Below are 15,978 nucleotides of genomic sequence, written 5' to 3' on the forward strand. Positions count from 1 at the left end.
TCGTCGGGCTCATAACCCGAAGGTCGTAGGTTCAAATCCTGCTCCCGCAATTTGGCTCGGTAGCTCAGTTGGTAGAGCAATGGATTGAAGCTCCATGTGTCGGCGGTTCGATTCCGTCTCGCGCCATCAATTCAATAATCAGGAAGGGTAGCGAAGAGGCTAAACGCGGCGGACTGTAAATCCGCTCCTTCGGGTTCGGGGGTTCGAATCCCTCCCCTTCCATCCTTTACGGGCATAGTTTAAAGGTAGAACTAAGGTCTCCAAAACCTTCAGTGTGGGTTCAATTCCTACTGCCCGTGTTAATAATTATGGCGGGTGTGGTGAAGTGGTTAACACACCAGATTGTGGCTCTGGCATGCGTGGGTTCGATCCCCATCACTCGCCTATTTATTAATATTATTATTGGGGTATAGCCAAGCGGTAAGGCAAGGGACTTTGACTCCCTCATGCGTTGGTTCGAATCCAGCTACCCCAGTTAAATTTATGCCGGCGTGGCGGAATTGGCAGACGCGCTGGACTCAAAATCCAGTGTCCGCAAGGACGTGCCGGTTCGACCCCGGCCGCCGGTATAGTAATAAAGACAAGGTTTTCGGACCTTGTCTTTTTTTTATCTGTTTTTGTTGAGTTACCAATTTTTTCCATTTTAAAATAAATCGTCAAGTTTATTAGCCAATGTTTTCTGTTTGCTAGGGTACAAATGAGAATAAGTATCAATCGTTGTTGTAATAGATGCGTGTCCTAACCTTTCTTTGACAACAAGGTAATCTTCTCCTTGATTTATTAGTAACGATGCATGAGAGTGTCTCAGATCATGAATTCTTATTTTCTTTAAATCTTTATCTCTTTCTAGTATTTGCTTAAACTTTTTATCAATCATATTTTTTGTAATTGATATTGGTGTACTCTGTATTATTTGTAGTTCGTCTGTATTTTTCGTAAATTCCTCAAGTTTTTCTTTTTGTTTTACTTTCCAATCTTTTAGCATTACTGCTAATTTCTGATTTATTGTTATATTTCTAGTTCCTGATCGTGTTTTTGTTGTATTAATGTAGCTTGTATTATTTACAAAGTATACCGTTTTAGTAACGTAAATCGTATTTGTTAAAAGATTTATATCATTCCAGTTCAATGCGAGGATTTCTCCCATTCTCATTCCAGTAAAGAAAGCAATTACGAAAAACAGGTTATAGCTTATTTCATCATCTCGAATAAGTCCTCTAAATCTCGTGAATTCTTCTATACTCCAAAATTTAATATCAGGCTTCCTAATTGGTAATTTTCTCAGATTCTTAACTGGGTTTTTATCAATGAGAGATTTTCTTATACCAGTATCAAAAATTTTTTTGAGTAGAATTATAACCTTATTAATTGTATTATAGCTTAAAACTTCATTTTCATTTTGTTTTTTAGTTTTTGTTTTTAGGTATTCACGAAATTCGAATATATGGTCATACGTTAATTTATTTAAATTTGTATTTTTAAAATAAGGCTTAATATGACGCTCATAATTGTTTCTTTGTGTACTTGTATAGCTTATTTTTCTGCCATTTTTCAGATCATCTTCTTCAAGTAAGTCGAATAACATATCTGTTGTTACTACAAAGTCAAATTGTTTTTCTTTTAATTCTACAACTCTAATATGTTGTTCAAGTTCTAGGGCTTCCTTTTTAGATTTTAATCCTTTACGAATAATACGTATTCTTTTTTGTGTGACTGGGTGGAAACCGTTAGAAACATCAACGGTCCATTTACCACTTTTAGTTTTACGAATAGTCATTCATTATGCTTCTTTCTGGAGTTCAATTCCTAGTAGTTCTTCAGCAACACTAGCTGGAATTGTACCAATCCGTTTGTTATCGTAGATATTAAAACCACGATTTACTAATAGTAATTTGCCAGTATGGATAATCTTTCTTGCAGTTCCTGGAGCAAATCCAAGTTCGATAAGGTCATCTTTCGTTACGGTTTTAATCATGTGCTCTCCTTTTCTAATTAGATTTAGTAAGGGGAGGATTAACTCCCCTTGTCTAATACTTATTTTTGTTTTACATCTACTAAATGGATAGCATCCGCCTTGTAATACATTGTCGAACTAATCATAGTAGCTTGTAAATTGTCAAATGTAACTGGTACTTGATCCATTGCCTGAATATAGTCATTATCGACTAAAGCTTCTGGATTGTCTACTGAGACTTGGGTTGATTTCTTTTTGAATTGTCCATCCTTGATTGTTACATTGTATTTCCAACCAATGATTTTATCGGTATTAAAACGTCTTTCGCTACCATCTCGGTTTTTGATAATTTCTCCGTTTGCATCTGCTCGGACTTCCGTTTCAAATTTTGGAATAACTTCATCCAATTCAAATTTTGTTCCAATGTTATTAAAATTCCAGTCATTTTGTGAAAGCATTTTTGCCATAATTAATTTCTCCTTTTGATATTTTCTTTGATTATAGGGATCAAATCTTCTCTTTTAAAGAGAATTGCCCTTTCTATTAATCCACTTGCTAAATCTGGTGGATATTCCATATTGTTGAGAGCGAGATAGTTAACCTTCTCATACTCATGCAGTAAGTTATTGTCGTATAGAAACTTATATGCTTTTAGAATAGCTCCAGAACCTTTATAGGTAAACCATTCTAATTTTTGTTCTAGTTCTGTTTTTGGTTTTGAAATAATGATAGAGACAGGTTTTGAGTGACCTAAAAACTTTTCCCAAGATCTCAAAGGTTTTGAGAAATGACTATCACTATAGAACCTCACTTTTTCTTTGAGATATCCCTTGGTAAAGTTGAGAAGGTCTATTTCTGAATGCAACCATTCTTGAATGAAGTAGTGAGCTTTTTCTTTTCTAAGTTCTAACTCAGTTCTTATCCAATTTTCTATATACCGTTTGCTGATACCGAGCTTCTCAGCTCGTTCTAAGCGCTTATCGTAAATTCTAAGTCTTTCATCATCGTTTGGTTTTCTTAAATATAAGGTCTGACCGATCGTTTCATCTCCGTAGGTATTGTAGTAGGTGCTTTTTCCATATATAAAGCGTTTCTTCTGACAGATCTTTAGAAGTTGATTAGGAGTGAAATAGGGTGTTTCATTAAAATCATCTATTGCAATATCAATTCGTCTGATTGAGAAACGATTGTAATTGTAGTAGAGGTTGTCCAGAAACTGTCTTTCGGATAGACTATTTGGATCTAATACCATATCTCTATAGAATTCAAGTGCCTGTCCTGACATGACAAGCATGTAGGACGACTCTTTCGATCCATAGTAGATACGGATATTCCCATAATGAAGCTGGCTATCATAGTTATAGTATTTAAGGCTCCCCTTATTCTCAATAAATAGGTCAAAGTCAAGAAATAGGATATCTTCGATTATTTCTTTTGGCGAAAATTCAGTCTTATCAAACTGAATTTGAATCCAGTCAAATACAGAACGTAAATGCTCATTTTTTGCCATAGATTTTGATTCAACTTTTTGCCTAATTTTGCCACCCTTGAAATCTCCAAAACCCTTGGTAATACTGAATTCTTTCGATGGCACACCTAACTTGCAGAGGGTGGTGTTACTACACACCCTATCGGTCAAAAATGGTCCGTCCGCATATACGCTCATTTTCGGCTTTCTGCCTCATGGCTCAGCCGAAAACTCGCTATTAGCCGAACCTATTTTTTTGACCTCTTGTTAACAAACCCTAGTAAGCCGGTTTGCATCGACTCTTCAATATCTTGGATTTTCTTTTTTAGGTTGCTATTCTCAATTTTTATCAGTCGCATTTCTCGCTTAAATTCCTGTTTTAGGGCGCTCAGTTCATCGTAGAGCTCATCTATTACTTGGTTTAGGGATTCATGCTCATTGTCTGCTAGACTCCCAAATACGGCTTGTATCGCCTCTTTTAGACCTATTTCAAGTTTTAGTTTAGCTAACTTTTGAAATTGTCTAAGGTCTTCGTCTGTAAAGTCATAGGCAACTGTATAACTTAATTGATGAGTTCTGGGATTTCTACTGATAGGAACTTTAATTTTCTTAAATTCCTTGCCACTTATTTCTTTAATCAGTTGAATCCAATTTTTAAGAGTAGAGGTAGAGTTTAGGCCAGAAATTTGATTGACTAACTCTTTATTGGTCATCTTTTTGTGAAACCTCCGAAATTTTCTTGTGCAACTGAAGAGTTTTCTGTGGTATAATTGTTACATAATATGTTTTGATCTTGGAACGAACGGCACATTTGTTTCAAGATTTTTTATTTTGTCGAATCTTACCTCCTTTATTAAAATTTTTTAAATCGACTACTAGTTACATACGCTTTTACCTCCTTTTATGCTATAATATTCTCAATGGAATATTTAATCTTAAAATAAATATTCCTTATGGAATAATTCTATTTTATACCGTTTAGAATATTTTGTCAAGCTAAAATATACAGAATCGAATATTAAAGAGGATACAATGTTTAATAATATTTCTTTTGGAGATCGTCTTAAGGAACTGAGAAAGAGTAAGAAGTTAACACAGGTACAAGTTTCTGAGATGATTGATGTACAACAAGGTACTTATTCTCGTTGGGAAAACGGAACTCTAGAGCCTAATTTAGAAGCTGTTGTCAAATTAGCAAAGTTATTTGATACCACGACAGATTATTTATTAGGAAAAACGATTTACAGTACTCTAGATGTTGTTCCACATCCAATCACTAGAATTGATTTGAAGAAGTTAAAAGAGTTTAATAAAACTGAATTAGATGATCTGAAATTTGCAATTGTCATGAATGGGATTAAAAACCATTCTACTTTACCTAAGTATTTGGATGAGCTAGTCTCTGAAAATAATTTAGATGAAGAGGAGCAAGAAATATTGCATACCCTTTTTAAAGAGGTTTATGATTATTTTAATGCAGATTGATGATTTGTTTTTAGTTTCTAAATTCATTCTAGATGTTGCTACTATTTGTCATTGTCCTTCACTCTGCTTTTAAACGAGACACAGTGGTATTGAGGACAAATAGTTGAAATGTTGCAGAAGTTGATAACATAAATACAAACCTACGGTGAGCCTCCGTAGGTTGTTCAATGTCTAAAAATCGCTATTTTACTGATGAAGTAAAAAATATTGGTATTACAGCGAAACATAAAATATGATACAATAAAAACAATTAATAGTTTGAACATTTATCAAAGAGGAGTAAGTATTATGAAAAATATTTATATGTATGTTCAAGATACTATGGCCGATTGGGAACACGGCTATTTGATGCATGCACTAAGTTTACAGGCTATGTTAGGAGAACCTAAAGTAAAATTATTAACGGTTTCTAAAGGGAAAAAGTCTATAAAAACTGCTGGAGGAATGACAATTGTTCCAGATTTTAATCTATATGATATAGATACTGCAAATACAGATGCTCTATTGCTTATCGGAGGAGATAGTTGGTTGAACAATGAGCAAGATGACGTTTTAGAACTTGCCTCTAAACTATTACAAGAAAATATCTTAGTTGGAGCTATCTGTGGAGCTACTTTGGGATTAGCCGAAAAAGGAATTTTAGATAATCGATATCATACAAGTAATGCTTCATTCTTTTTAAGCCAGATGAGCCAACATTATCAAGGACATGGTTATTATAAAGATGAGATTGCAGTTCAAGACGGAAATCTTATTACTGCGAGTTCAGCCGGTTCTTTATTATGGGCTAAGTTTATTGTCGAGGAGTTGGGACTGTATTCAAAAACTACAGTCGAGGCATGGTTTAATTATTTTTCAACGGGAGATCCTCAATATTATGGCGAAATGATGAACTCTCTAGAAAAAGATGCATTGGAAAGTTAATATGAAAAAGATTATTTTCCTTCGTGGAGTAACACCAACTGGTACCAATAGAATTCCCAAAATGTCTTATTTAGTAGAAATCCTAACAGAAGTTGGTTTTTTAAATGTTCAAACATATATTCAGAGTGGGAATATACTGTTAGAATCAGAGTTATCTGACGAAGAAATCAGAAAGTTAGTTCATGATACGATTTTGGATAAAATTGGAGCTGATTTATCAATAATTATCAAAGAAATTAATCAATTAGAGATTGCTATTCAAGAAAACCCATTTGATAATACTTATGATAGTTCTCGTATTCATCTAGTTTTTACTAACGAAGAGATTCCCGAAAGTACTCTAACAGAACTTAGTAGAGAGAATTTTGGAGATGAAGAGTTCTATGGTGGTCACGAGTGTTGTTACCTATATTTACCACGTGATGCTCGAAAAAAACGTTTAAACACTAATTATCTTGAAAAGAAATTTGGAATTCGGATGACTATGCGAAAATTGAGTGTAGTTAACCGACTTTCAAAGTTTTAATCAGACAGAATCAGATAAAATTATATTATAAAAGTGGAAAAGCAAAAATTGATGACTATGAGATGATAAGGACAAGAACGATGATAGAAGAACGAATCCATGCTACAAAGCAGTATGTTAAAGCTTTATTTGCTGATCGAGCGGATGGCCATGATTAGGTAGAGATTAGTATATTCTTGTTGAATAATTTTATTTAATGAAGGTTGTTTATAGTTGAAAGGGGAAATAGATGGTCTCTAAAATTGATACAGCTTGGGACTTGTTTCTGGAGGGAAAAACATCAGAAGCTAAAAAGTTGGTTGAACAAGATTTTTCTATTGATACCTGTACAGATTTTAGCCTTTTAAATCTGATGGGATATTTATTGTTGGCAGAAAAAGACTATATTTCATGTACTCATATCTTTGAGAAATATATTTTATTAGCTCAACAAAATGAAAATAAAGAACATGAACATATTGGCTTACATCAATTAGCGATGATCTACAGAGATCAGGGGAATTTTCATAAGGCTTTAAAACTCATTGAAGATGAAAAGAAGATAGTTGAAGAGCATTTTCCAAATGATAATCTAAAGAAAGCTATAAATAACTACGAACAAGGCTATGTGAGATTTAAATTAAACAACCTTCATGAAGCTCTTACATTCATGAATCTGTCATTGGAACAATCTTTAGAGACTGATGACGTGATTTGTCAAGCTTGTGGCTATAGAGGGTTAGGTGAAATTTATTTAGCCTTGAAAGATACGGAATTATCCAATAGACATTTCAAACGAGCTATAGAACTTTTCGAAAGTGTTGGAGAGTTTGAAGGGATAAAGGAAATTGAGGAATTGATGAATGAATGATTGGACAGAGAAGGGAAATGACTCTGTGAGGTATGATGACCCAGCAACGCAGGAGGACTTAGATAAGTTCTAGAACTGCAAAGAAAATTTTGCAAATAGTATTGACAAGTAAACTTGGCAATGTTAGAATGTATGTAAAGAAAACTTGGCAGGAGGCTCAAAGATGAATAAAGAACAAATTCTGAAAATAGCTCGAGAAGAAAAAGAAGATGAAGGTAAAATTGCTGAAGCAAATAAGGGAAGAATTATAGGTGAAGTGACTTTTCTTGTTGTATTTGGTTTTATCTACATACTCAACTGGATCAAAGGGGTCGATAATGATTTATTGACAGCATTATTGTTTGCATATTTATCTGGCGAAAATATGTCAAGGTATTTTTTTCAAAAGAAGCGAATCTATATATTCTCGTATATTGCTACACTTTTAATCACGGTCATCTATTTATTTCTTTATATTAAAGGACTTAAGTGATTGCTTATGCAGGAAAAATTAGAATTAAAAAACAATATTAAGGAAGTACGAAAACAAAAGCAGCTGTCTCAAGCTGCATTAGCTGAAATGGTAGGTGTTTCTCGGAATACAATTAGTTCTATTGAAACGGGACAGTTTAATCCTACTGCTAAACTTGCACTTATCTTGTGCATTGCATTGGATAAGAAATTTGAAGAATTATTTTATTTTTAGTTAAAGGTAAATGATAAGGAGAAAAAACAGAATGTATGAATATAAGGTAGAAACATATATGGTGAAGGAAGCTGAAAGAAAAATAAACGATTTAGCTAAGGAAGGTTGGAGAGTTATTGCTGTTACACCAAATAATGGTGTAGGTGTAGGTCTTGTGGTAACCTATGAAAGATCATGCATTGAATAAAGGAAAACAAAACTGAAAATGTATTGCAATTAGTTATACATAGTGGCACAATATCCTTAGAAAGGAGGTGCTCACTATGGCAATTACAAAAAGTGCAAATGTTACAGCACGAATACAACCAGAAATTAAAGAACAGCAGAAGCAATTTTAAGCAAACTGGGTATTCCTGTATCAGTATTTATTGATATGACTTACAGACAGGTCATCATGCATGACGGAATTCCATTCTCGCTTGATATCCCTATGATAAGGTCCAAGTAATAGGCGTGATATATGGTCGAAGAGATCAGGTTGCACAACTTACAAAGTTAGACAGAGAATAATACAAATATAATATCTTAAGCATCAATCAGAAATGGTTGGTGCTTTCTTTATGCTCGGAGAAATCCGGGCTTTTATTTTGCACATTTTAGGAAGGTGACCGCTAGTGGCAAACAGAATAAAGGGCATCACTGTAGAAATTAGCGGTGATACCACCAAACTACAGAATGCCTTAAAAGGAGTCAATGGGCAGATTAGAAATACGCAGTCCGCCCATGGGACAATGTGAGACTAGAGGTCAAGAAGGTACCCTGGGGCATAGCTGTCGTAGAGTAAGGAGTTTACGACGAAATAATAAGGTAACAGCGAACCGCTGAGTGTGTAGCTTTGTTGGTAAAAACGTAAATATTTTTGAGCGAAAGGTATTATGAAGTCACTGGAAACAGTGGCTTTTTGATATTAGTAGGGATGTATTATAGTAACCAATCAAGTTGAGATAGTTGCTTTGATACTAATACATTTTATTTTAATAATGAAGTTTATTACTATAGACACTTGATAGATATGTAAACTAACTACGATACCTCTAATTTTTAACGGACTATAGTTTAATTTGTTTTTTCTGTACTTGATAAGCGAAATCGAATCCCAAGGAAGTCCTTGAACTACCAAACTCCGTATCAAGTTTTTCTGAGTCAGGTGAAATTGTCTAGCTTAATTTGACAAATGAGATAACTAAGAAATAAGATTATCGACTCACTATTTATGGAAGTAGTTATTTAAGAGAGAGATGAGTTACTAAAAAGGTACTAAATTCTGAAAAAAGTCCCCTTTTTGTGAAAACCAAAAGTTCCAAAAGTCTATTAAATCAATACCCTGCTACTTAAAAAATGCAAGAATGGAACTCAAAATCCAGTGTCCGCAAGGACGTGCCGGTTCGACCCCGGCCGCCGGTATAGATTATAAAGGAGTTTTACTCCTTTTTTTGTTTTAATTTTTTCTTTTTTGTGATATAATTAACCGGTAAAGTTTCATTTAGTGAATTAGAAGGAGTCAATTTTGTCTGAAGTTGCAAATAAAATCGATCGATTTTTAAATTCTATTTTATTGTTATCAGAAAATCAGCATGAGATTTTAGTTGGTTCTTGTACAAGTGGTGTTTCATTAACTAACACTCAGGAACATATTTTGATGCTGGTTGCTGATGAAGCTCTAACCAATTCTGTCTTAGCTAAGAAATTGAATGTCAGTCAGGCGGCTATCACGAAGGCCGTGAAGCCCTTATTAAGTCAGGGCATGCTGGAGACTTATCGAGATGAAAATGATGCTCGGGTTCTCTATTATCGCTTAACTGAGATTGGTAAGCCTATTGCATTAGAGCATCAGCACCACCATCAGCATACTCTTCACACTTATGAGGATGTTTTGTCGAAGTTTACAAAGAATGAGCAAGGGGTCATTTCGCGGTTTTTAGATCTATTGGAAGAGGAGTTATAGTTTGAGGTATATTACGGTTTCGAATTTATCGTTTTATTATGATCGGGAACCGGTTTTAGAAGGGATCAATTACTACTTAGATAGTGGGGAGTTTGTGACTTTGACCGGTGAAAATGGTGCTGCTAAGTCAACCTTGATTAAGGCTAGTCTTGGGATTTTACAGCCCAAGGTGGGGACAGTTGAGATTTCAAAGACGAATGTTAAGGGAAAGAAGTTAAGGATTGCTTATTTGCCACAACAGATTGCTAGTTTTAATGCTGGATTTCCAAGTACGGTCTATGAATTTGTGAAGTCAGGTCGGTATCCTCGTAAAGGCTGGTTTCGAAAGTTGAATGAGCACGATGAAAAACATATTCTGAAGAGTTTAGAATCTGTTGGGATGCTGGAGTTCAAGGATCGGGCGATTGGTTCTTTGTCTGGTGGTCAGAAACAGCGGGCCGTCATTGCTCGGATGTTTGCTTCTGATCCGGATATCTTTGTTTTAGATGAACCGACAACAGGGATGGATGCGACGACAAAGAGTGATTTTTATGAGTTGATGCATCACAGTGCGCATCACCATCAAAAATCTGTTTTGATGATTACGCACGATCCAGAAGAGGTTAACCAATTTGCGGATCGGAATATTCATTTGGTTCGTGACCAGAGCTCTCCTTGGAGATGTTTTAACGTCCATGATACAGAAGGGGAGGGTGACCATGCTTGATTTATTCCAGTATGATTTTATGCAGCGGGCCTTGTTGGCTATGGTTGCCATGAGTCTTTTTTCTCCTGTGTTAGGGATTTTCTTGATTTTGAGACGGCAGAGTCTGATGAGTGATACGCTGAGTCACGTCTCTCTTGCGGGTGTCGCTTTTGGACTTTTTCTTGGGATCTCTCCGACGCTCTCGACTATGATCATTGTCATTATTGCTGCGGTCTTTCTTGAGTATTTGCGGACCTTATTTAAGGACTTTATGGAGATCGGGACGGCAATTTTAATGTCCACTGGTCTTGCCCTAGCTTTAGTACTGATGCGTGGTGGTGGGAAAAGCTCGATGAGCTTGGATCAGTATTTGTTTGGTTCTACCCTAACCATTACGGATGAACAGGTGATCGCCTTGTTTGTGATTGCTTTCGTTGTATTAGTGTTGACGGCCTTATTCTTGCGTCCTATGTATATTTTGACTTTTGATGAAGATACGGCCTTCGTAGATGGCCTTCCGGTCCGGACCATGTCCATTTTATTTAATGTGGTGACAGGGGTTGCTATCGCCTTAATGATTCCTGCAGCAGGATCGTTATTGGTTTCAACTATCATGGTCTTACCGGCTAGTATTGCGCTGAAATTAGGGAAGAACTTCCGTGGGGTCATGCTGATTGCGGTCATCATTGGCTTTATCGGGATGTTTAGTGGGTTGATTTTGTCTTATATTGCAGATACACCGGCGAGTGCCAGCATCACGCTTTTGTTTGTGGCACTGTTCTTGCTTGTGAATCTTGGATCACGTTTGAGGAAGTAAATATGAAATTTAAAAAAATAGGTTTAATGTTGTTGGTGGCTTTTGCCCTTATCTTGACTGCTTGTGGTAAAAGTCAGAGTCAAAATGGAAAATTAAAAGTGATGACCACTTTTTATCCTGTTTATGATTTTACAAAAAATATTGTCGGAGATGAAGGAACGGTAGACCTGCTCATTGGAGCGGGATCAGAGCCTCATGAATATGAATTGTCTGCTAAGGGGCGGGCTATGATTCAAGATTCGGATGTTTTCGTCTATGAAAATGAAAATATGGAAACGTGGGTTCCAAATCTTTTGAAATCAATGAAGGATAAGAAAACCAAAGTGATCGATGCTACCAAGGGCATGGTCTTGCTTCCTGGATTGGAAGAGGAACATGAACACGAAGGTGGCGAAGAACACCATCATGAATATGATCCTCACCTTTGGCTCTCTCCACATCGTGCCATGAAGATGGTAGAGTCGATTCGTGATCAATTGGTGGCAGCTTATCCAGATAAGAAAAAGACGTTTGAGAAAAATGCCCAAGCCTATCTAAAGAAATTACAGGCCTTGGATCAAGCTTATCAGGATGGCTTGAAAGATGCGAAACAAAAGAATTTTGTAACCCAACACGCGGCTTTCCGTTACTTGGCCTTGGATTATGGCTTAAACCAGGTGGCCATTTCAGGGATTTCACCTGATAGCGAGCCTTCTGCTGCACGATTGCGTGAATTGACAGAGTATATCAAGAAAAATGAGATCAAGGTCATTTACTTTGAGGAAAATGCTTCTAAGTCCTTGGCGAAAACCTTGTCTTCTGAAGCTGGTGTTGAGTTGGCTGTCTTAAATCCTTTGGAAAGCCTGACGGATCAAGAAATGAAAGATGGCGAAGACTACGTGTCTGTTATGAAGGAGAATCTGAAGGCGCTAGAGAAAACAACGTCACAAGCTGGTAAGGATATTCAACCGGAACATGAGGAAGACGCTAAGACAGTTCAAAAGGGCTATTTCGAGGATAGTCAAGTGAAGGATCGTAGTTTGGCAAATTATGCGGGTGATTGGAAATCGGTTTATCCATACTTGCAAGATGGAACTTTGGATCAGGTATTTGATTATAAGGCAAAATTAAATCCAACTATGACGGCTGCTGAGTATAAGGAATATTATACCAAGGGTTACCAAACAGATATTGATCGGATTAAGATTGATAAGGATTCAATGGAGTTTTATCAAAAAGGATCTTCTAAGAAATATACCTATAAATACGTAGGTAAGCACATTTTGACTTATAAGAAGGGGAATCGTGGTGTTCGTTATCTCTTTGAAGCCAAGGAGAGCGATGCGGGAGACTTCAAATATGTTCAATTTAGTGACCATGAAATTACTCCGGTAAAGGCAGCCCACTTCCACATTTTCCATGGAGGAAAGAGTCAAGAAGCGCTTTATGATGAGTTGGAAAATTGGCCAACGTATTATCCTTCGAACTTATCTGGTTTAGAAGTAGCACAGGAAATGCTGGCTCATTGAGAGCTGTATCAAAAGAGAGACTAGGACTGATTATCCCGGTCTCTTTTTGATTAAAAATGGGGAGTGAAGCTTGTCAAATGCTTGAAAATACGTTACAATGAAAGGGCTTTAAATTAAAAAATGTATGGGGAATTTTAAATGAAAAAAGTTGGTGCAATTCTTGTGAGTCTTCTCAGCGTGGTCCTGTTGGTAGCTTGTTCGCAACAGGGAGCGAGTAAAAAATCAACCGCTTCTTCTAGTCAAACGAATGCCTCTTCTGAAGTCAAAAAGACGGCTGCTTCTAGTTCGGAAGTGAAGGAGAAAGAAAAAAAAGAAGAGAAAAAAGAAGAGAAAAAAGAAGTGAAGAAAATGGATCTTGAAGCTATTGCCAATGGAGACTACAGCAGTATTGCTGGTGTCTGGCAAGATGATAAAGGAAATAAGCTGGTCTTTAACGACAAAGGGTTGGTCTCACAAGAGTTAGAGGGCTATGGAGCTTCTTTGACAGATTATGGAACAGCATCAGAAGGCATTTATGGTGGTCGTGATGGAGGCTTCTTGTTGGAGTATATTCCTGCAGGAGTGACCATTGGTGATCAGGTCGATGATCAAGGACAAGTCGTCTTTAAAGATACATCAGATGCCTCTAAAAACCGCTTATGGTCTGGTGTTGGTATCGCTAGTTTTGGGGAACAAGGCTCGATCTACTATCATGTAGGAGATGAATAACAGAAAAAAGAGGCTGGGACAAAAGTCCTAGCCTCTCAATTATTTTTAGATTGTCGAGCAAGACGCAGTGGTTGAGTGGGCTCTACTACGCTGATTTCATCAGCTTTTACAGCCCTACTCAACTGTGCGGAGGTGGGACGACGAAATCGAATTCTAACGAATGACCGATTTCTGTCCCACTTTCTTTTTCTTATGCATGTGGGGGGAGCCATGAAAGGTCAAACTGGAGCAATTGGGCTTCAAGGAGATCTTGATGGGAAATCTCTTGTTTCTCTTTGCCATCTAATAGGGCTTTTTGGATGAAATAGGCGCCTGCAGTGTGTGAGTTGGCGCAAATCTTGAGCTCTTGCTTGGGAAGATGGAGAAGGACTTCTTTAAAGAGAGGGAGTCCCAGATCATAGATTGGTTTTCCTGGACAGGTTGGATAGAGTCCAAGGGCTGACCAGATGTACCAAGCAGATAGGCTACCATTGTCCTCATCACCTGGATAGGCTTGGAAATCTTGATGGAAAGCTTGGGAGCGGATCTGGTGGATCAGGAGATTAGTGTATTCGGGATGAAGACTGTAACGGAAGAGGTAGGGAATGTGAAAGCTGGGTTGATTGGAGATGGCGATCTGCCCAAATGGAGCTTGGGCCATTTCACTCATTTCATGGATTTCATAGCCATATCCTCTTACATCAAATTGAGGTCTTTGATTGGCCAGATCCAGCAGTCGTTGGGTGAAGGCTTTTTTACCGCCCATTAGCTCTATCAGGCCGGAGAGGTCGTGTAAGGCTCCAAAAGTAGCCTGGGTGGCAGAGCATTCTGCATAATCTCCTCCCCAGCTAGTAGGAGAGAAGGGTTCTTTAAAGTTTCCATTGGTGGATCGTGCTCTCATAAAGCCTGTTTGGGTATCATACAATGTTCGGTAGGAGAGGCTGGAAGTAGCATACTGAGTAGCCGTTTCTGTCTGACCCAATTGCTTGGCAACGGTAGCAATGCAAAAATCACTATAGGCATAATCGAGGCTATGGCTCACACTTTCGTGAAAATCATCGGGTAGGTAGCCAAGGGCCTTGTAGCTTTCATTACCATGGCGACCAAAATGTTGAGTGGGGTCTGTTTTTTGAGCCGTCTGGAGCATGGCTGTCAGGATGTTTTCATGTAGGTCTGGTGCGATCCCTTTTGTGACAGCATCCGCAAAGACGCCATCGATGAGGGTGCCTGGCATCATCCCTCGTTCATCTGGGGCCAACCATTTTGGTAGAAAACCAGTATCCTTGTAAGTGTTTAAAAATCCTTCGAGAAAGTGACGGTAGTAATCGGGGTAGCCAAGGCTAAAGAGCGGAAAAGAGGTCCGAAAGAGGTCCCAAAATCCGATATTCGTATAAGCTTTTCCTGATTTGATTTCATTATGGGTGACATCCAGGTGCCAGTCATTTCCCTCAGTATCCGTTTCATAAAAAGTTTGAGGGAAAAGGAGGAGTCTGTAAAGGCAATGGTCGAAAAAGGCTTGGTCACGCCCTCCGGTATCCTTCACTTCAATTCGTTTTAGCAGCTGATTCCATTGATCGGTTGCTTCTTTTTTAGCTTCCTCTAGGGAAGGGTTGGGAAGATGGCTGTGAGCCATGTCTTGGGACAGATAAGAAGTTCCTAATTGGACGGTCACTTCATTGCTAGAAAAGGTGAGAAAAAGATCTTGATCGATATGAGTGACGTTCTCGATCGGCTGGCTAAATTGCCACTGGAGAAAGAAAGAGTAGAAAGTATCTGCGGTATGGGCCTGATCCAGAATGTGGAAGTGGCAGGTTTGGTCTGTCAGAGTCAAGTCCTCTAGTTCCTTTGCTGCATGAAAGCAGAGTGTTAGCTTTTCTGGTGCTCGAAAGCGCATGACAGCCCCGTAGCGACTTGGAACCAGCTCGCTTTGAATCTGATAACGTTCCGAAAAAATACGAAGGTAGTGGGGCTGGAAAAGAGCTTCTTTCATTGAATAACTGCTTTGGCGACGGAAGAGGTCGGAACTTGTAACTTCTCCTGTGATGGGCGTGATGAGGCACCAAGCGTAGTCTCCTATCCAAGGACTAGGCTGGTGGGTGAGGCGAAAACCCTGAAAAATAGGAAGATTGGGGTTGAAAAACCAAGCCCCTTGTTCGTGTGTCGTCTGGGGAAGGAAGTAGTTCATTCCAAAAGGGACTCCAGTATAAGGGAGGGTATTTCCGTGGGAATAGTGGGGATGATTCTCGCTTCCCCAGCGGGTATCGATGGTCTGGCAAGTTGTGCGCATCTTGTCTCCTTTTTCTTCATCAACCTTAAATGATCTGTGTTTTTCTTGGAACACGCGGTGGTATTTTCTTCATTGTATCAAAGTGTTGTCAAATATGATAGCGTTTTTATCAAATGGAAAATTTTGTAGAAAAAGGGCTATAGTTTGCGTATGTATT

At 37.8% G+C, this 15,978-nt stretch carries 17 protein-coding genes, 6 tRNA genes and 3 pseudogenes; 20 read left to right on the forward strand and 6 right to left on the reverse strand.

Features of this window, described 5'->3' with window-relative positions; translation table 11 throughout:
* Nucleotides 1-53 precede the first annotated feature (53 nt).
* From QM870_RS07630 to QM870_RS07655, 6 genes are all read left to right on the forward strand, one after another.
* Nucleotides 54-126 (forward strand) — tRNA-Phe (locus tag QM870_RS07630).
* A 15-nt stretch (nt 127-141) separates the two neighbouring features.
* Nucleotides 142-222 (forward strand) — tRNA-Tyr (locus QM870_RS07635).
* A gap of 6 nt (nt 223-228) precedes the next feature.
* Nucleotides 229-299, forward strand: a tRNA-Trp gene (locus QM870_RS07640).
* A 12-nt stretch (nt 300-311) separates the two neighbouring features.
* Nucleotides 312-384, forward strand: a tRNA-His gene (locus tag QM870_RS07645).
* A 19-nt stretch (nt 385-403) separates the two neighbouring features.
* A tRNA-Gln gene (locus tag QM870_RS07650) sits at nt 404-475 on the forward strand.
* A gap of 10 nt (nt 476-485) precedes the next feature.
* Nucleotides 486-569, forward strand: a tRNA-Leu gene (locus QM870_RS07655).
* A gap of 74 nt (nt 570-643) precedes the next feature.
* Here the strand turns inward: QM870_RS07655 and QM870_RS07660 are convergent.
* The 5 genes and pseudogenes from QM870_RS07660 to QM870_RS07680 form a co-directional block, all read right to left on the reverse strand.
* Nucleotides 644-1,777 carry a tyrosine-type recombinase/integrase gene (locus tag QM870_RS07660; RefSeq protein WP_414369253.1) on the reverse strand — a complete coding sequence of 378 codons (1,134 nt, stop codon included), beginning with the start codon at nt 1,775-1,777 and terminating at the stop codon, nt 644-646.
* Nucleotides 1,778-1,780: 3 nt separating this feature from the next.
* Nucleotides 1,781-1,975 (reverse strand): DUF3173 domain-containing protein, encoded by a 195-nt coding sequence (locus tag QM870_RS07665; protein WP_000598356.1) that lies wholly within the window; start codon nt 1,973-1,975, stop codon nt 1,781-1,783.
* Between the two features lie 59 nt (nt 1,976-2,034).
* Complete coding sequence (locus QM870_RS07670; RefSeq protein ID WP_001096844.1) at nt 2,035-2,421, reverse strand: hypothetical protein; 387 nt, start codon at nt 2,419-2,421, stop codon at nt 2,035-2,037.
* 2 nt (nt 2,422-2,423) lie between these two features.
* Entirely contained in the window at nt 2,424-3,620 is a 1,197-nt protein-coding gene (locus tag QM870_RS07675; RefSeq protein WP_414369254.1) for a replication initiation factor domain-containing protein, read from the reverse strand.
* A gap of 40 nt (nt 3,621-3,660) precedes the next feature.
* A pseudogene (locus tag QM870_RS07680) lies at nt 3,661-4,135 on the reverse strand (hypothetical protein).
* A 319-nt stretch (nt 4,136-4,454) separates the two neighbouring features.
* On the opposite strand from QM870_RS07680, the gene QM870_RS07685 reads away from it, so the two are divergent.
* From QM870_RS07685 to QM870_RS07750, 14 genes and pseudogenes are all read left to right on the forward strand, one after another.
* Nucleotides 4,455-4,907, forward strand: coding sequence for a helix-turn-helix domain-containing protein (locus QM870_RS07685; protein ID WP_123160771.1), 453 nt, complete (start codon nt 4,455-4,457; stop codon nt 4,905-4,907).
* Between the two features lie 288 nt (nt 4,908-5,195).
* Entirely contained in the window at nt 5,196-5,831 is a 636-nt protein-coding gene (locus QM870_RS07690) for a DJ-1/PfpI family protein (protein WP_123160772.1), read from the forward strand.
* A gap of 1 nt (nt 5,832) precedes the next feature.
* Nucleotides 5,833-6,357 (forward strand): DUF1697 domain-containing protein, encoded by a 525-nt coding sequence (locus tag QM870_RS07695; RefSeq protein ID WP_123160773.1) that lies wholly within the window; start codon nt 5,833-5,835, stop codon nt 6,355-6,357.
* Between the two features lie 80 nt (nt 6,358-6,437).
* Nucleotides 6,438-6,512: pseudogene (locus QM870_RS07700) on the forward strand (HD domain-containing protein); the annotation flags it as partial.
* 74 nt (nt 6,513-6,586) lie between these two features.
* Nucleotides 6,587-7,207 (forward strand): tetratricopeptide repeat protein, encoded by a 621-nt coding sequence (locus tag QM870_RS07705; RefSeq protein WP_414369255.1) that lies wholly within the window; start codon nt 6,587-6,589, stop codon nt 7,205-7,207.
* A 163-nt stretch (nt 7,208-7,370) separates the two neighbouring features.
* Entirely contained in the window at nt 7,371-7,679 is a 309-nt protein-coding gene (locus QM870_RS07710) for a DUF6442 family protein (protein WP_070505303.1), read from the forward strand.
* 6 nt (nt 7,680-7,685) lie between these two features.
* Complete coding sequence (locus QM870_RS07715; RefSeq protein WP_195311670.1) at nt 7,686-7,892, forward strand: helix-turn-helix transcriptional regulator; 207 nt, start codon at nt 7,686-7,688, stop codon at nt 7,890-7,892.
* A 31-nt stretch (nt 7,893-7,923) separates the two neighbouring features.
* On the forward strand, nt 7,924-8,079 hold the full coding sequence (locus QM870_RS07720) for a DUF4177 domain-containing protein (protein WP_186823059.1): 156 nt from the start codon (nt 7,924-7,926) through the stop codon (nt 8,077-8,079).
* Between the two features lie 873 nt (nt 8,080-8,952).
* Nucleotides 8,953-9,063 (forward strand): annotated as a pseudogene (locus tag QM870_RS07725) (IS30 family transposase); the annotation flags it as partial.
* A 336-nt stretch (nt 9,064-9,399) separates the two neighbouring features.
* On the forward strand, nt 9,400-9,837 hold the full coding sequence (locus QM870_RS07730) for a zinc-dependent MarR family transcriptional regulator (RefSeq protein ID WP_003004547.1): 438 nt from the start codon (nt 9,400-9,402) through the stop codon (nt 9,835-9,837).
* 1 nt (nt 9,838) lies between these two features.
* Complete coding sequence (locus QM870_RS07735) at nt 9,839-10,543, forward strand: metal ABC transporter ATP-binding protein (protein ID WP_003013743.1); 705 nt, start codon at nt 9,839-9,841, stop codon at nt 10,541-10,543.
* On the forward strand, nt 10,536-11,339 hold the full coding sequence (locus QM870_RS07740; protein ID WP_003009676.1) for a metal ABC transporter permease: 804 nt from the start codon (nt 10,536-10,538) through the stop codon (nt 11,337-11,339). Before QM870_RS07735 ends, QM870_RS07740 begins: the two co-directional genes overlap by 8 nt.
* A gap of 2 nt (nt 11,340-11,341) precedes the next feature.
* Nucleotides 11,342-12,847, forward strand: a complete 1,506-nt coding sequence (locus tag QM870_RS07745; protein ID WP_118096029.1) for a zinc ABC transporter substrate-binding protein AdcA — start codon at nt 11,342-11,344, stop codon at nt 12,845-12,847.
* 138 nt (nt 12,848-12,985) lie between these two features.
* Nucleotides 12,986-13,555, forward strand: coding sequence for a DUF6287 domain-containing protein (locus tag QM870_RS07750; RefSeq protein ID WP_023919723.1), 570 nt, complete (start codon nt 12,986-12,988; stop codon nt 13,553-13,555).
* A gap of 190 nt (nt 13,556-13,745) precedes the next feature.
* On the opposite strand, the gene QM870_RS07755 is transcribed toward QM870_RS07750, so the two are convergent.
* Entirely contained in the window at nt 13,746-15,821 is a 2,076-nt protein-coding gene (locus QM870_RS07755) for a GH92 family glycosyl hydrolase (protein ID WP_371608618.1), read from the reverse strand.
* Nucleotides 15,822-15,978 lie beyond the last annotated feature (157 nt).

Source organism: Streptococcus parasanguinis, from assembly GCF_047463195.1.
Classification (GTDB): Bacteria; Bacillota; Bacilli; order Lactobacillales; family Streptococcaceae; genus Streptococcus; species Streptococcus parasanguinis_R.

Coding starts and splice junctions, on each gene's coding strand:
- QM870_RS07660 (WP_414369253.1), bottom strand. CDS start 1,777: ATGACTATTCGTAAAACTAAAAGTGGTAAATGGACCGTTGATGTTTCT.
- QM870_RS07665 (WP_000598356.1), bottom strand. CDS start 1,975: ATGATTAAAACCGTAACGAAAGATGACCTTATCGAACTTGGATTTGCT.
- QM870_RS07670 (WP_001096844.1), bottom strand. CDS start 2,421: ATGGCAAAAATGCTTTCACAAAATGACTGGAATTTTAATAACATTGGA.
- QM870_RS07675 (WP_414369254.1), bottom strand. CDS start 3,620: ATGAGCGTATATGCGGACGGACCATTTTTGACCGATAGGGTGTGTAGT.
- QM870_RS07685 (WP_123160771.1), top strand. CDS start 4,455: ATGTTTAATAATATTTCTTTTGGAGATCGTCTTAAGGAACTGAGAAAG.
- QM870_RS07690 (WP_123160772.1), top strand. CDS start 5,196: ATGAAAAATATTTATATGTATGTTCAAGATACTATGGCCGATTGGGAA.
- QM870_RS07695 (WP_123160773.1), top strand. CDS start 5,833: ATGAAAAAGATTATTTTCCTTCGTGGAGTAACACCAACTGGTACCAAT.
- QM870_RS07705 (WP_414369255.1), top strand. CDS start 6,587: ATGGTCTCTAAAATTGATACAGCTTGGGACTTGTTTCTGGAGGGAAAA.
- QM870_RS07710 (WP_070505303.1), top strand. CDS start 7,371: ATGAATAAAGAACAAATTCTGAAAATAGCTCGAGAAGAAAAAGAAGAT.
- QM870_RS07715 (WP_195311670.1), top strand. CDS start 7,686: ATGCAGGAAAAATTAGAATTAAAAAACAATATTAAGGAAGTACGAAAA.
- QM870_RS07720 (WP_186823059.1), top strand. CDS start 7,924: ATGTATGAATATAAGGTAGAAACATATATGGTGAAGGAAGCTGAAAGA.
- QM870_RS07740 (WP_003009676.1), top strand. CDS start 10,536: ATGCTTGATTTATTCCAGTATGATTTTATGCAGCGGGCCTTGTTGGCT.
- QM870_RS07745 (WP_118096029.1), top strand. CDS start 11,342: ATGAAATTTAAAAAAATAGGTTTAATGTTGTTGGTGGCTTTTGCCCTT.
- QM870_RS07750 (WP_023919723.1), top strand. CDS start 12,986: ATGAAAAAAGTTGGTGCAATTCTTGTGAGTCTTCTCAGCGTGGTCCTG.
- QM870_RS07755 (WP_371608618.1), bottom strand. CDS start 15,821: ATGCGCACAACTTGCCAGACCATCGATACCCGCTGGGGAAGCGAGAAT.